The sequence below is a fragment of the Haladaptatus pallidirubidus genome, from assembly GCF_020700235.1.
Lineage (GTDB): Archaea > Halobacteriota > Halobacteria > Halobacteriales > Haladaptataceae > Haladaptatus > Haladaptatus pallidirubidus.
In genome coordinates this window covers 331,700-344,959 of the sequence record NZ_CP085302.1, presented here as the reverse complement: position 1 = coordinate 344,959, position 13,260 = coordinate 331,700, and the positions used below count along the sequence as shown (strand labels likewise).

Here is a 13,260-nt window from a genome sequence, read left to right as displayed (position 1 = left end):
CAATTCGATCACACCATGAAGAACGCACTTAATCGACTTCGTGGTCGGCTTTCCGACTGTGACGACGCTCGACCTGACGGCGGGGCGTTCCCTGCGGAGTCGACGCGAATCTCGAACCTGCGAGGAGCGACTGAGGGCGATTTCGTTCGCGGACTCGCGTTCTGGCTCCCACCGGCTCTGCTGGTGGGCCTGTTCGTATACGGTGCGGTGAGCTGGAACGCGCTTATCTCGCTGACGGACTGGGCGGGCTTCGGATCGCCCAACTACAGCTCACTCGATTTCGAGATGTACGGTCGGATGGTTTCGGACGGTTCGTTCATCAGTGCCGCGCGCAATACGTTCGTACTGCTCGTTGGGTTCACGGCCGTATCGTTGGCAGTAGGACTCGTTCTCGCAATCCTCGTCGACCAGGACATCCGTGGTAAAAACACCGTCCGGACGATCTACTTGTTGCCGATGAGCCTCTCGTTCGTGGTCACCGCCATCTTCTGGGCGTGGATGTACAATCCGACGGACGGAATGATCAACGTCCTGCTCCGGTCGGTCGGACTCGGGTTTTTCGCCACCGATTGGATTAGCGATCCACGAACGAAACTTGCGGCGGTTATCTTTGCTCTCATGTGGCAGTTCAGTGGCTACTGTATGGTCGTCTATCTGGCTGGTCTTCGAGCGATTCCGACCGAACAATTCGAAGCCGCTAGAATCGACGGGGCAAGTACGGTTCGAATGTATCGGCGGGTGATTATTCCGCAACTTCGAACGTCGACACTGAGTGGGGCAATCGTGTTGATGGTGTTCGCGCTCAAAGCGTTCGACTTCCTGTTCGTCATGTTCGGAGATACGCCGGGGCCGTCGGCCGACATCTTGGCCGTGATGATGTTTCGGGAAGCGTTCAGCTCAACGAATTGGGCTTACGGCTCCGCCATTGCAACCGTTCTCTTCGTCATGGCGCTCGTTATTATCGGCCCGTACCTGCTCTATCAACATCAGCGAGGTGAGTTATGAGCTTCAGAGAAGGCCCACAGCTTCGCGAGTGGATCGCGTTTATCACCTCGTGGCGCGCCGTCCTGTACGTGGTACTGGCCGGGATGGTGGTGTTTTATCTGGCACCGCTGGAAAGCGGATTCGTAACCGCGTTTAAGACGCAATCAGCGTTCTTCGCGTCGACGCCGTTCGTACCGCCAGCGCCCACCAGTATCACCCTCGAACCGTGGTTTCAGGCCTGGGGGCGGCTACAGGGACCACTCGGTAACATGCGTGGGGCGATAGTGAACAGCCTCATTCTCGTCGTTCCAGCGACGGTGTTTTCGGGATTGCTCGGCTCGCTTGCGGGATACGGCTTGACGAATCTCGACTGGCGTGGTCAGACAATGGTATTCCTGCTGTTCGTCGCCGGCGTCTTCATTCCGTATCAATCGGTACTCGTACCGCTGACGAGATTTTGGACGATCGTTGACTTAGCGGCGTTCCTCTCCGCGGTTCCCCTGTTCGCCAGCCGAGTGGAGCTGATCGAACTCATCGTTACCCACACAGCGTATGGCATTCCTATCTGTACCATCCTGTTTCGATCGTACTACTCAAACTTCGACGAGGGAATGCTGGAGGCGGCTCGATTGGACGGTGCTTCTGTGTTCAGAATCTACCAGCGGATTATCCTCCCGCTCTCGAAACCGATGTTCGCCGTCGTGTTCATCTATCAGTTCACGCAGATCTGGAACGATCTACTGTTTGCGTTAGTGCTCGTTTCAAATCCACAAAACGAAGTCATTACCCTCGCACTGAATACGTTCCAGGGGTCGATGGTACAACAGTACAATCTCCAGATGGCCGGCGCGTTCATTGCCGCGTTTCCGACGTTGCTCATCTACATCTTGTTTGGCGAACAGTTTGCAGAAGGTGTTACGGGAGAAACGTAATCATGGCAGGACTTACACTCGACCACATCACGAAAACGTTCACAGATAGCAGGAAAGACGTTATCGCTGTCAACGACGTGTCCATCGACATCGCTGACGGCGAGTTTCTCGTCCTCGTCGGCCCGTCGGGGTGCGGAAAAACGACGATTCTACGGATGGTCGCCGGGTTAGAATCGCTCACCAGCGGGGAGATTCGCCTTGATGGCGACGTCATCAATGATGAATCTCCAAAGAATCGGAAAATCGCGATGGTGTTCCAGAATTATGCGCTGTACCCCCATATGACTGTCCGAGAGAACATGCGGTTCGGTCTTGAGGAGTCAACGAACAGTTCGGACACTGAAATCGAACGGAAGGTACGAGAGACTGCGGAACTGCTCGATATTAGCGAGTTGCTCGATCGAAAACCCAAGGAACTCTCCGGCGGACAACAACAGCGGGTTGCACTCGGACGTGCTATCGTCCGCGATCCTGCAGTGTTTTTACTCGATGAACCACTCTCGAACCTCGACGCGAAACTCCGTGCCCACATGCGCACGGAGCTGCAACGTATTCAAGAAGAACTCCACGTGACGGCCGTGTTCGTCACCCACGATCAGACGGAAGCGATGACGATGGGCGATCGTATCGCTGTGCTAAATGATGGTGAACTTCAACAAATCGGAACACCGCTTGAGTGTTACCATACGCCCGCAAACCAGTTTGTCGCCGAGTTCATTGGCAGTCCATCGATGAATTTTTTCGAGCTGGAAGTACAAGGGTCACGACTCATCTCAATGACTGCTAATGGCCGATTCGAATATCCCATCTCGGAGGAAACGAGAGATGCTATCGGTGACAGAGCTACCGTCGTACTCGGAATCCGTCCGGAGGACATCATCGTATCCGAGGACCGCGGTGGAGAACACACATTCGAAGCCGTTGTGGATGTTGTCGAACCAATGGGTAACGAGAATATTGTCTATCTCACGTTCGATAGCGATACTATGAGCCCTGATACGTTTATCGCCGCTGTTGATGGATTCAAGCAGATCAGCGCCGGTGAGCCAGTCATCGTCCAGATGCCGGAGGACGACATCAGTATCTTTGACGCGAAAACGGGTGAAACGCTCAGATACAGGGTTTTGACGGACGATCTGCCGATGGCGAACGTTCGAGGCAAAAGTCCCGCACTTCGGGGCGGGGATGAATCCGACAGTCAATGACGCGAACCGTGTTCACTGGTAGGACAGTTGCCGGTGGCTCTCGGTGATATTCCAAAGCGTCATTGAGCAGTCATCTGTGTGCAGAACGCGCTTACACTGAAGCGAGAATAGGGGCTTAGAATCCCATTCGCCCGAAGAATGATAGCAATCCACACACTCTATCTATGCAGAATTTGTATGGCGTCCACAGACCACCTGTGTGCCCGGTGTGGCTCGGTTGTTGGTTGATTGCCGTCCTCATCGGGCGCATCTACGCACTCGGTCAGCGTTCGCTGGGCAACATCGGTCAGCGTCGTTTGGCGTGACATAAATAGGAAAAAGTGAGTAGGTTAGTAGCAGTCGGTGAGTGCACCTTTCCAAGTGGCTTCCGCGCCACAGTCCTCACACGTCCAGTAGGTGTGATCGACGGTGCCGTACTTGTCGTAGCCGGTGTACGGGCCACTGACACGCTCGTCGTCGTTGTCGTCCGATGAGAAGGTCTCAAGCGTCCCGTCGTTAGTTGCATTTTTGGCGACAGCCGTGTGCTTGTAGGAGGATTGGGAGTAAACAGGATGCGGGCACGTGCAAGCCAACGACCCGTTGGTCATGTAAACTAGAAAATCACCGATTGTGATGAGCAACTGTGAATTCGCTCTGTGAGCTAGTACAGTTCACAAGATACCAACATCCTCAGGGACAACTGTGAGCCCGAGGGTTCGGAAATCACTATCGAAGGCGAATACATGAGTAGCATCTCGTTCATCTGCCAACACACCAGTCATGTGATCCACAAAGGATATTTGCTGATCATCATATCGACTAAATTCCGCACACGTGTTTGCGAACGCAGCTGGCCCAGGATAGAGAATTGTCAAATTTGGTGATTCACGAATGCGTTGAATTCCCTCAACAGCTGCAATGTGGCCCAGTTTCCGAAGCATCAGTGTTGCGAGTTCGCCGACCGCAAAGCTACTAATATAGAGCGGACGGTATGGAGCCTCACCTGTTCGAATCTTCTGCATGACGATGCGAGCAGCATTATGTCGCTCGTCGTTTGGATTGAAGACGGCAAAGAGCGCGCCGGTATCAACAAAGAGAGAACGAGCAGAGTCAGCGGTAGATGTACTTGGCGGCATTATTCGTCGTCAGAGTTCGCTTCGATTGGACCATAGAGATATTCGTCGACGTTTGCAGCATCCGTTGGTTCCTCACTTGCAAAGGATGGTGGCTCTGCAAAGAGTGGATCATCGGGATCGAATTCGGTCGCTGCTTGGGCATCATCCGCCCGCCACCACAGGACGGTTCGTCCTGATTTGCGTCGATGGATACGCCCTTGTTCATGTAGCTGGCCGAGTTTTTGTCGAGCGGCCTCCGTTGAACAGTCGAGAACGTCGGCAACGTCACGCGAAGTGATTGTCGGACCCTCGATTTGATCGAAGACACGGAATACGCGTTCAAGCGTAATTGTTTCGGCATAGTGGCCGGAATCTGTACGTGATTGGTCGCTCATATCCGGTTGATAGTGCTCCGATTGCCTTAACCGTATTGGAATACGCAAATGGTAGTTGAAGCAGGTTAGTTCGGTAGTTCCTTCCGTCCCGTTTGCACGCACGGCCAGCATGGAAAGCCGTCTAGACCATCGCAGTCATAGTCTTCGGGTTCGGCATCCTCTTTGTCGTCCTCTGGAGGGAAGGCGTCGAGCGTCCCGTCGTCAGTTGCGTTTTCGACGGCAGCCAGATGTTTGCGGCAGGCGTCCCGGTGAACATGGAGCGGGCACGTGCAGGGCATCAGTTCGCCGGTTACATCGTCGATTGAGACTGTGTATTTGTGGTCTGCGGGAGTCTCGTGGCTCTCGTTGGTGACTTTGATGAGTCCGGGGCATCAACGTGGAAGGAAAATTGGTCGGCCTGTGCGAGTTTCTGTACTTAGTATAGCATCATCGCTTCGTCTCAGGAAAACGTGGGCCGATAAGGAAAGCAACCCTATGGTGGATGGGTACCCACGTTTCGTCGAACATGCTCGCAACTGCTACAACGAGTGGTGCTCGACATCCGTTTCCAGGTATCAGTATTTGATATTTCTTTGGTTTCTGTCGAATCTGACCACTCGCGTCTCCAGGTTTCATCTGTCGGACGACTAGATGAAAACGGCGACGTGGTAGCTCAAGCTGGCAGAGCAACGAGGAAGTCCCGGTTAAATCTCATGGCTTTAACCATGGGTAGCTCAATCGAGTCGGACACGCTCAAGTAGTGGGCGTCGGAAGTTCAATTATAAGATGAAAATTAGATTCGAGTGAATTTTCAGAAGAGAAAACTGTGGATCAACGCTGAATCTAGTGGCTTTTGCCGGGGTTAGCTCAATCTGATAGTGGTGGCGTCGTTTCTGGCGGTCGTCGGTGATCGGTAGCTTGTTCGAATGCGTAGCCGAGTTCGAGCAGCGTTGATTCGTCGAAGGGCTTTCCGAGGATTTCCATGCCGATGGGTAGTCCATCATCGGTGAACCCTGCAGGCACTGACATTGCACAACACAACGATTGTGAAGCGATGACTGTGTTCGTGGAGAATGTCATGGTCTCGTATTTTTCCTCGCGAATCTCACTTTCTGTTGGAGGCACGACTTGGACATCAGGGTACACTATTACATCAAGATCATATTCGGCATAGACGTTCAGAATCTCTTGTTGAAACGTTTGTTGTGCATTGAGCCGCCGCCAGTATTCTGTATGATCTTTGAGATCATCTGGTCCATCCTCCGCAAATCCAATGAACAAATCTAGCAGTTCATGATACTCACCGTTTTCGTATAATTCGTCAACCGAGTCAACCGGACCGTCTATTTCTCCCAGAAACTCATCCAGATCGCGTTTTGACTGAAGAATATATAGCATAGTTTCTTCAAGATAATCAGCTAGTCTCGGTATGTCAACCGGATCAACGATTACAGCACCTGAATTACGCATCGTTACGATCGCATCATCAATGACAGTATTTACTGGAGCAGCATCTGGATTGTTCTCGTCCCCGAAACTACCTCGAAGTACTCCAATCCGTGCACCGTTCAATGCATCTGCTTTGAGATGATTGAGATACGAGCCATCAATCTCGGTGAGCTCATTGTTTGCGCTGAGTTTATCTTCTTCATCATAGCCGACAATCACATCAAGAAGCTGCGCTGTCTCTCGAACGCTTCGCGTCATTGGGCCAGCGGTATCTTGATGTGAGACAAGCGGATTTACACCTGAACGACTGATCAATCCAGGAGTCATTCGGATCCCAACGAGATTGTCGAATGAGGCTGGTACTCGAATCGACCCGCCACAGTCCGTTCCGATTCCTACTGCTCCAAGATTTGCGGCAATAGCTGCTCCGGTCCCGCTACTTGATCCGCCTGGGTCACGGTCAAGGTCATATGGATTTTTTGTTCGTCCGATAACAGATGAAAAACCAAACCAAGATGTGGCCCAGTCTGGAAGATTTGTCTTAGCAAGTATAATTGCACCAGCTTCTCGGAGACGCTGAATGACTTCTGCATCTTTCTCGGCCATATATCCCTTGAAAGCATCTGAGCCGAATGTAGTCGGCATGTCAGTAGTTTCTAAGGCATCTTTTACGAGAACGGGAATGCCATGAAGTGGTCCTGTGAATTCCCCTTCTTCACTGAACTTCTTATCGAGTTCCTCAGCCCGATCAACTGCAGCGTTGTTGATCTCTATAATTGAATTTAGTTCAGGTCCATTCTGGTCGTAGGCATCGATGCGTTGATGATAATGCTCGACGAGGTCTCGGCTTGTAATAGTGCCAGATTCGAATCCACGATGAATTTGAGCGATAGTCGCCTCTTCTGGTTCAAAATTATCGATTGTCATTTTCTACCACGAGAGTAGATAGTGATCAAGCATCTTAACAGTCAGTTTTTTGCTCCCACTCCTTGAAGGCAGAAAAACACTCTCTTACTTCAGACTTGGCTGCACGCAGGAAAGCGAGCACGGCGGGGCTTGGATCGGTTCGGCACACATTATAAGACTCACGCTACCCAACTACTCCCACCAGCGACCGCGTTCGAGAACGTAAATACCGCTCCACCCAGTCACGGTCACCGAAACGCGTCCCTCGTCCCAGTTCTTCGCGACTGACTACAACTGCACGAACTCACCCTCCTCGGCGGTCGAGGAGGGCCGTTCGTTGCATGCTGTTGTGCTCAATTGAGGAGGGCTGTCGATGTCTTAGGAGTACTTCGGTCGTTGCATCCGCGCTTTCCGTCAGCGTTCGCTGGTCGGTGCTGTTACTTGTGGTGTCTGTCATAGGGAAGGCGCTGAGTGACTTATCGGCAGTGGCGGTCGTGACGCGGCCATGTGCTTACAGTCGGCGGTGTGGTAAGTGTGATGCGGGCAGGTGCACGCCATTGCGTCGCCCGTCATGTCGTCTATTGTGACGACGTAGTGGTGGTTAGCGGGGTTCTCGTGGCTTTCATTGATCACGTCGACCATTCCGGGGGCTTCGACATCGAAGGTAAATTGTCCCACTGTGCGCGTTGCTGTGCCGTCTCGTCAGATTCAAGTTCCGTGGATAGTTTCGTACTCATGGTCTTTCAACGTAGGTTTCGGAAGACCGGTGCTGGGTGGTCCTAAGCACCCGGCGCGTTTTGGCACACCCTCGGTAACCTGCTTACGACGAGTGCAGAGAAGCGGAGTCACGTCGAGGTTCGGTTCACGTTCGAGGAGTATCTCACCGTCATCCGCAGCAACGAGACGATCCTCGTCTATAAACCACTCTAAGTATACCAGCAGGTACGACACGATGAGACCGGAAGTGACGATATGAGTTGGAGTGCTAATACACAGCATCCGTCCTATCTATTATTCCAAAAGGAGAGAGAGTCCAATGGACAATGCTGGATAAGATATTATACTAGCGTTAGTTGGTTCACTCGCTAGGATTTCGATATATATCAATTAAATGTGATTCCATCTTCGGTTCGACACATGGGGCGTCCCTTTCGAAGAACTACAAACTTTCACAGAAACCGAATTGAGTTGATGCTTGATTCGCCAATCGACAATCATGTACCGTTTGCAATCGACCGAGACAGTTTCTAGTAAAAATCCATATATTTGACGTATGCGGCAGGTTTAGCATATAGCCTACATTGCGCCGCCCATACCGCCCATGCCACCCATACCGCCAGCTCCATCGTCACCCTTGTTGGTTGATAAATCGCCAGCGGATATAATGTCGTCAATTTGGAGGACAAGATTGGCAGCTTCCGTCGCACTTGAAATGGCTTGCTCTTTCACATGCGCAGGTTCGACAACCCCTGTTTCGTACGTATTAGTAACCTCGCCACTCTCGACATCGAAGCCCGCATATGTCTCGCCATCCTCATGCGCACTCCGAAGCTCAACCAGCGTATCGATACTATCGAGGCCTGCATTCCCCGCAAGCACACGCGGGATGAGTTCGAGCGCGTCGGCAAACGTTTCAACTGCCAGTTGTTCGCGTCCCGAAACACTCTCAGCAGAGTTACGAAGGCGTCGCGCAACTTCGATCTCGATGGCACTGCCACCTGCAACGGCTCGACCGTCGGAGACGGTTTGAGCCACCACATCAAGAGCGTCTGTGATGCCCCGCTCGAGTTCGTCAACCACGTGATCGGTAGAGCCACGCAATAGCAGAGTCACACCATGAGCGTCATCGCCTTCAATATAGAACAAGTCATCGCTTGTATTCCGTGTAATACTGCCAGCGCCGAGATCGGTCGCAGTCACATTCGCAAGGTCGGTAACGATGGTCGCGCTTAGCACCTCTTTGAGGAAGCCCAGATCGCTCTGTTTCGCCTGCTGCACTGCTAGGATGTCTTCCTTGGCGAGATAGTGCTGGGCCATGGCATCGATACCGTCCTGGCAGAGCACAACGTTTGCACCGGTCTCTTTGATCTGCTGAACTTTCTCTTTGAGTTGTTGTTCTTCTTGGTCCAGGAAACTCTGGAGTTGGTCGGGATCAGTAACGGAGACTTCCGTGTCAGCCTCGGCCTCCTCGATTTCGATGGCATCGTTGAGCAGGAGAATTTGCGCATCTTCGACGCTTGTCGGCATGGAGTTGTGGACGGGATCTTTGTCAATGGCACCCCCTGTCAGTAGCTCGGATTCGCTGGCCGTTCGCCCGGTCTGTGTCTCGATTTTAATGTATTCGAGGTCCACCGTGTTGTCGACAGTGACTTGTTGGACTGCGTCAACAACGAGTTTAGCGAGTGCTTCCTTATCGAGTTCGGCACCCTTACCAGTCATCGATGTTTCGGCCACGTGTCGCAGAAGGGTTTCGTCACCCGAGTCGACGCTCTCGGCAACATTGTCAATCTCCTCGCAGGCCATCTCGCTGGCGAGGTGAAAGCCCTTGGTAATGGCGGTAGGATGGACATCCTGGCCCAGAAGGTCTTCAGCGTTGTTGAGGAGTTCTCCTGCGATGGCAACTGCTGTTGTGGTGCCATCACCGGCTTCATTCTCTTGGGTTTCGGCGACTTCGATGATCATCTCAGCTGTCGGGTTATCAATATCCATCTCTTTGAGGATGGTCACACCATCATTTGTGATGGTGACATCGCCCGTGTCAGAGACAAGCATCTTGTCCATGCCCTTTGGACCGAGGGTTGAACGGACTGCGTCAGCGACCGCACGGGCCGCACTAATGTTATGCTCTTGAGCGTCTTTGTCTTTGACGCGCTGAGAATCCTCAGACATGACGATCATCGGCTGCCCTTGCATTCGATCACTCATAGATACGTTTTGGTGACTGAATGCAATTCCAAATAAAAGTTTTGGTCGAGTAGAACTAGCACCGGTTTCACGTTCTTAACCCTGAAATTATCACAAAAACGTCCACTGGGACAGCGGAACTCCAACACTGGGAACCACCGGGGGTGTCGATTTGTCGTCAGCCCTGCGTCCTACTGTTCTTAGCCCCGATTGAATCTAGTCTCAATCTAGCTATCTTCGACTGCATCGGCGATACGCTGGAGTTGTCGAGTGACATCACGGACCTCATCGCGGAGTTGGCGAGCTTCCTTGACGAGTTCCTCATTACCGCCACTTTCGCTCTCACTAGGTGGGTTTCCGGGGCCGCCGCCCATCATTCCACCCATCATCTGTGCCATTGGATTGCCGCCGCCCATACCAGGGCCTCCACTACCACCGAAGGGGCTGTCAGGTCGCTCGCCTTCTCCCTCTTCAGCGCGTTGTTCACGCATTTCTTCGACACGCTTCCGGAACGATTGTTCCTCGGAATTGTCTTTCGGATCTGGAGTTTCTTGTGTGCGTTCGTCACTTGTTTCAGTATTGTCGTCAACCATACGTCTGGTTCTGATCCCTCTGTCATAAAAGAATAACGACTGATGATCATTTCAAGAGGATTGCTGTCATCATTATGTATTGTGTCTAGCGCTGCAGATCTATTGAACGAGAATCCAGTCTTCAACGCTAGCCTCGACGGCAACGTCAGGCGCGCCATTGACATCCACGAAGGAGACGAAATCGACGAGAAAGCGTTCAAGTCCCTTGTCCGCGCCACTGCGGTCCTAAACGAGTCCTAGACCCCACGGCTGACCGTGGCGCCCCTGCCCACGGCAGTCTCTGGCGAGATGCTCGTTCTGTTCGCGCCCAAGGCGACCAACTTCAGTGACTCCTCCTCTCCCACAGCTTCTTCCCAGCTAGCTCCGTACAAAAAGAGTGATGGAGTATCGCTACACCGGCAACGCTCACCACAGCTTAGTCGCCGCCTACGAGGCCGACAAGCCTCCCTTTCCGGTCCACGAGCCACGGGCCGCCCCTGAGACCTCGCACGCGCGCACTGAACTCTCCCTCCTTCACCGCCTCCTCTTCCCAAGCTGCTGGAACGCCTACGCAGGCCACACTGACCCCGATGACGTTCAAGAGATCCTCACCGAGCTCGGCGAGCAGCTCATGCGAGGCTGCCAATTGTATGCTCCCCACACTCACTCCCAGGACTGCATTAGTGCCGTCATCGACGATCTTCCCAATATCAGAGAGCGCCTCAAACGCGACGTCGAAGCCGCATATAAAGGCGACCCTGCTGCGAAGTCCTACCTTGAGGTTATCCGAGCGTATCCAGGATTCCACGCCATCGTTGCTCAGCGTGTCGCTCATGAACTGTACAAGGAGAGCAGGCAAGAGTACGCCCGTGAACTCACCGAAGCCGCGAAAAGCGACACAGGCATCGACATCCATCCTGGCGCCGAGATCGGAGACTACTTCTTCATCGACCACGGCACCGGCGTCGTCATCGGCGAGACCGCCACTATCGGTGACTGGTGCCGGCTCTACCAGAACGTCACCCTCGGTGCCCTCCACTTCGAAGAAGAGGAGGATACCGACCACGCACTCAAGAAAGGGTATAAGCGCCACCCGGACATTGGCGACCATGTCGTCATCGGTGCCGGGACGAACGTCCTCGGCGCCATCTCCGTCGGCAATCACGTCAGCATCGGCGCAAACTCCTGGATTACCGAGGATATCCCTGCGAACACCACGGTGTACGTCTCTAACCATCCCGACCAAGAACGCAAATCGAACGGCCGCGAGACCAAGGACTAACCAATCTCTTCGACAACCCATCTACACATGGAAGATCGACCCGAGAGCGGAAACAGATAGGCTCAAGATAGACGATTGCTTTTCATCATTTGGTTACTATGACTACTCGCTATGAATACAAAGTGATCAAATCGTCAACTAAATGGTTTGGAATGGCAGCCGATCGACGAGCGACTGAAGCATATCTTAACCACCTTGCGCAGGAGGGGTGGGAACTCGATCAGGCGACGATCAATTGGAGTGGCAGTACGGACCTGATTCTACGTCGATCTCGGTAACACACCGTTTCAAGCTGCCAGTAGCGTTGTCAACTGCAGCCAGATGGATAGAAAATGAGTGTTGACGATATTCTTTGTGTGATTCGTGAGTCCGAGTTTCCGGCAGTGACCGCTCGGTGGGTCGCAGATATGGTTGGAAAAGAAACGCGCCCGGCAGGACGATCGATTGGACTCGGTTGCAGCCAAGGACGCCCAGTCGGACGCAACTCAACTCACGAGAGCAGCAGACAACACGGTCGGGATGTCGGAGGACACCCCAGACACGGGGGGCGTTACGACAGTATAACGTTAGTGGCTGTCCATGAGAGTACATAGGATTCTCGGGTGTCCCGGACCGACGGTGCCTGAATCGTTCAGCCATACGATTATCACCTAAGCGTACCGATTTATCCTGAGGAATCACCCCATGACGACGTACATAGTCTTCCTTCGCGGCATCAATGTCGGTGCTCATAACCGTATGAAAATGACCGATCTGCGGGCACTGTTCGAGTCGCTCAACTACGAAAACGTCCAGACGTATATTCAGAGTGGAAATGTCGTATTCGAAACGGATGTTAACAAGGAGACGATCCGCTCCGACGTCTCGGATGCCATTGCCGATACGTTCGGCTATGATATCGCCGTCATGGTCAGGACATCTGCTGAGCTCGCGGACGTTGTTGACAATCAGCCGTTCGATGAGCCCGATAACGATTTCATCAAACGCTATGTCACGTTCCTGAACGAGGAACCGACAGACAAACAGCGCGAGAAACTACTAGATGCCCAGAGCGAAGCGGAATCATTCGAAATCCGCGGTCGCAATGTCTATAGCCAGCTTAACAAGGCGAAATTGGGAGACGGCCGGTTCACCGACACGGGTAAGAAGTTAGGAATGCCAGTTACGCGTCGAGCCTGGAACGTGGTAACGGCGGTCTTGGAACTCCAAGACTAACAGCATAAGCGACACTAGTCTCAAGACTATGTGGACGGTATCGTCGGTGAGAAAGCATTCACGGGTGGTGTCACGCCCGTTGTGACTAAGGGTGAAGGATCCACGGTTTAAGAACGTCTCGATAGTCGCTGGTTTGGATGGACGTGATGGGAAACCGCGGATTGGTTGCGGCTGAACTGCATTTTTCACGTTCCTGACGCACTCTGTCTCAGTCACAACTACGGAAGAGGACCCTTTTATTTCAGTAGCAGTGTAATAGTATTTTACATCGGAACCGTGATTTCATTCGTAGTGCCGGTCACAACGGGTGTGACTGGTCAAGGTGGAATATAGAGTCAACAAC

Annotated in this window: 16 protein-coding genes and 1 pseudogene; 8 read left to right on the top strand and 9 right to left on the bottom strand. The window is 52.8% G+C overall.

All coding sequences use genetic code 11. From position 1 onward, the window contains the following. The first annotated feature begins 15 nt into the window (after nucleotides 1–15). Genes LIX15_RS22505 through LIX15_RS22495 form a run of 3 tightly spaced genes read left to right on the top strand, consistent with a single transcriptional unit; the run spans nucleotide 16 to nucleotide 3,121 of the window. On the top strand, nucleotides 16–1,005 hold the full coding sequence (locus LIX15_RS22505) for a carbohydrate ABC transporter permease (protein WP_227777042.1): 990 nt from the start codon (nucleotides 16–18) through the stop codon (nucleotides 1,003–1,005). Continuing rightward, entirely contained in the window at nucleotides 1,002–1,916 is a 915-nt protein-coding gene (locus tag LIX15_RS22500; RefSeq protein ID WP_227777041.1) for a carbohydrate ABC transporter permease, read from the top strand. Before LIX15_RS22505 ends, LIX15_RS22500 begins: the two co-directional genes overlap by 4 nt. 2 nt (nucleotides 1,917–1,918) lie before the next feature. Continuing rightward, nucleotides 1,919–3,121 carry an ABC transporter ATP-binding protein gene (locus LIX15_RS22495; protein ID WP_227777040.1) on the top strand — a complete coding sequence of 401 codons (1,203 nt, stop codon included), beginning with the start codon at nucleotides 1,919–1,921 and terminating at the stop codon, nucleotides 3,119–3,121. A 329-nt stretch (nucleotides 3,122–3,450) separates the two neighbouring features. Here LIX15_RS22495 and LIX15_RS22490 read toward each other — a convergent pair whose 3' ends face one another. From LIX15_RS22490 to LIX15_RS22445, 9 genes are all read right to left on the bottom strand, one after another. Next, entirely contained in the window at nucleotides 3,451–3,708 is a 258-nt protein-coding gene (locus LIX15_RS22490) for a DUF8118 domain-containing protein (RefSeq protein WP_227777039.1), read from the bottom strand. A 63-nt stretch (nucleotides 3,709–3,771) separates the two neighbouring features. Then, entirely contained in the window at nucleotides 3,772–4,236 is a 465-nt protein-coding gene (locus LIX15_RS22485; RefSeq protein ID WP_227777038.1) for a type II toxin-antitoxin system VapC family toxin, read from the bottom strand. Further along, entirely contained in the window at nucleotides 4,236–4,610 is a 375-nt protein-coding gene (locus LIX15_RS22480; protein WP_227777037.1) for a helix-turn-helix domain-containing protein, read from the bottom strand. The genes LIX15_RS22485 and LIX15_RS22480 overlap by 1 nt, the downstream gene beginning before the upstream one ends. A gap of 65 nt (nucleotides 4,611–4,675) precedes the next feature. After that, nucleotides 4,676–4,888 (bottom strand): hypothetical protein, encoded by a 213-nt coding sequence (locus LIX15_RS22475; protein ID WP_227777036.1) that lies wholly within the window; start codon nucleotides 4,886–4,888, stop codon nucleotides 4,676–4,678. Nucleotides 4,889–5,456: 568 nt separating this feature from the next. Further along, entirely contained in the window at nucleotides 5,457–6,965 is a 1,509-nt protein-coding gene (locus LIX15_RS22470) for an amidase (protein ID WP_227777035.1), read from the bottom strand. Between the two features lie 283 nt (nucleotides 6,966–7,248). Further along, entirely contained in the window at nucleotides 7,249–7,401 is a 153-nt protein-coding gene (locus LIX15_RS22460; RefSeq protein WP_227777546.1) for a hypothetical protein, read from the bottom strand. Then, the gene (locus tag LIX15_RS22455) at nucleotides 7,398–7,622 is read right to left on the bottom strand and encodes a hypothetical protein (protein WP_227777034.1); all 225 of its coding nucleotides are present in this window, start codon (nucleotides 7,620–7,622) and stop codon (nucleotides 7,398–7,400) included. Before LIX15_RS22455 ends, LIX15_RS22460 begins: the two co-directional genes overlap by 4 nt. Before the next feature lie 618 nt (nucleotides 7,623–8,240). Next, nucleotides 8,241–9,869 carry a thermosome subunit beta gene (gene thsB, locus LIX15_RS22450; RefSeq protein WP_227777033.1) on the bottom strand — a complete coding sequence of 543 codons (1,629 nt, stop codon included), beginning with the start codon at nucleotides 9,867–9,869 and terminating at the stop codon, nucleotides 8,241–8,243. A 206-nt stretch (nucleotides 9,870–10,075) separates the two neighbouring features. Beyond that, complete coding sequence (locus tag LIX15_RS22445) at nucleotides 10,076–10,441, bottom strand: hypothetical protein (protein ID WP_227777032.1); 366 nt, start codon at nucleotides 10,439–10,441, stop codon at nucleotides 10,076–10,078. A 120-nt stretch (nucleotides 10,442–10,561) separates the two neighbouring features. Between LIX15_RS22445 and LIX15_RS22440 the strand changes: the two are divergent. The 5 genes and pseudogenes from LIX15_RS22440 to LIX15_RS22420 all read left to right on the top strand — a co-directional run. Further along, a pseudogene (locus LIX15_RS22440) lies at nucleotides 10,562–10,681 on the top strand (DUF1801 domain-containing protein); the annotation flags it as partial. Nucleotides 10,682–10,820: 139 nt separating this feature from the next. Further along, nucleotides 10,821–11,702 (top strand): serine O-acetyltransferase EpsC, encoded by an 882-nt coding sequence (gene epsC / locus LIX15_RS22435; protein ID WP_227777031.1) that lies wholly within the window; start codon nucleotides 10,821–10,823, stop codon nucleotides 11,700–11,702. Between the two features lie 98 nt (nucleotides 11,703–11,800). After that, a complete protein-coding gene (locus LIX15_RS22430) occupies nucleotides 11,801–11,980 on the top strand; it encodes a DUF4177 domain-containing protein (protein WP_227777030.1) in 180 nt (59 codons plus the stop codon). Nucleotides 11,981–12,113: 133 nt separating this feature from the next. Next, complete coding sequence (locus LIX15_RS22425; protein ID WP_227777029.1) at nucleotides 12,114–12,266, top strand: hypothetical protein; 153 nt, start codon at nucleotides 12,114–12,116, stop codon at nucleotides 12,264–12,266. Between the two features lie 120 nt (nucleotides 12,267–12,386). Further along, nucleotides 12,387–12,917 carry a DUF1697 domain-containing protein gene (locus LIX15_RS22420; protein ID WP_227777028.1) on the top strand — a complete coding sequence of 177 codons (531 nt, stop codon included), beginning with the start codon at nucleotides 12,387–12,389 and terminating at the stop codon, nucleotides 12,915–12,917. Nucleotides 12,918–13,260: the final 343 nt, after the last annotated feature.

Bases quoted from the DNA above. Each gene is read 5' to 3' on its own strand.
- LIX15_RS22505 (WP_227777042.1), top strand. From the start codon at position 16: ATGAAGAACGCACTTAATCGACTTCGTGGTCGGCTTTCCGACTGTGAC.
- LIX15_RS22500 (WP_227777041.1), top strand. From the start codon at position 1,002: ATGAGCTTCAGAGAAGGCCCACAGCTTCGCGAGTGGATCGCGTTTATC.
- LIX15_RS22495 (WP_227777040.1), top strand. From the start codon at position 1,919: ATGGCAGGACTTACACTCGACCACATCACGAAAACGTTCACAGATAGC.
- LIX15_RS22490 (WP_227777039.1), bottom strand. From the start codon at position 3,708: ATGACCAACGGGTCGTTGGCTTGCACGTGCCCGCATCCTGTTTACTCC.
- LIX15_RS22485 (WP_227777038.1), bottom strand. From the start codon at position 4,236: ATGCCGCCAAGTACATCTACCGCTGACTCTGCTCGTTCTCTCTTTGTT.
- LIX15_RS22480 (WP_227777037.1), bottom strand. From the start codon at position 4,610: ATGAGCGACCAATCACGTACAGATTCCGGCCACTATGCCGAAACAATT.
- LIX15_RS22475 (WP_227777036.1), bottom strand. From the start codon at position 4,888: ATGCCCTGCACGTGCCCGCTCCATGTTCACCGGGACGCCTGCCGCAAA.
- LIX15_RS22470 (WP_227777035.1), bottom strand. From the start codon at position 6,965: ATGACAATCGATAATTTTGAACCAGAAGAGGCGACTATCGCTCAAATT.
- LIX15_RS22460 (WP_227777546.1), bottom strand. From the start codon at position 7,401: ATGACAGACACCACAAGTAACAGCACCGACCAGCGAACGCTGACGGAA.
- thsB (WP_227777033.1), bottom strand. From the start codon at position 9,869: ATGAGTGATCGAATGCAAGGGCAGCCGATGATCGTCATGTCTGAGGAT.
- LIX15_RS22445 (WP_227777032.1), bottom strand. From the start codon at position 10,441: ATGGTTGACGACAATACTGAAACAAGTGACGAACGCACACAAGAAACT.
- epsC (WP_227777031.1), top strand. From the start codon at position 10,821: ATGGAGTATCGCTACACCGGCAACGCTCACCACAGCTTAGTCGCCGCC.
- LIX15_RS22430 (WP_227777030.1), top strand. From the start codon at position 11,801: ATGACTACTCGCTATGAATACAAAGTGATCAAATCGTCAACTAAATGG.
- LIX15_RS22420 (WP_227777028.1), top strand. From the start codon at position 12,387: ATGACGACGTACATAGTCTTCCTTCGCGGCATCAATGTCGGTGCTCAT.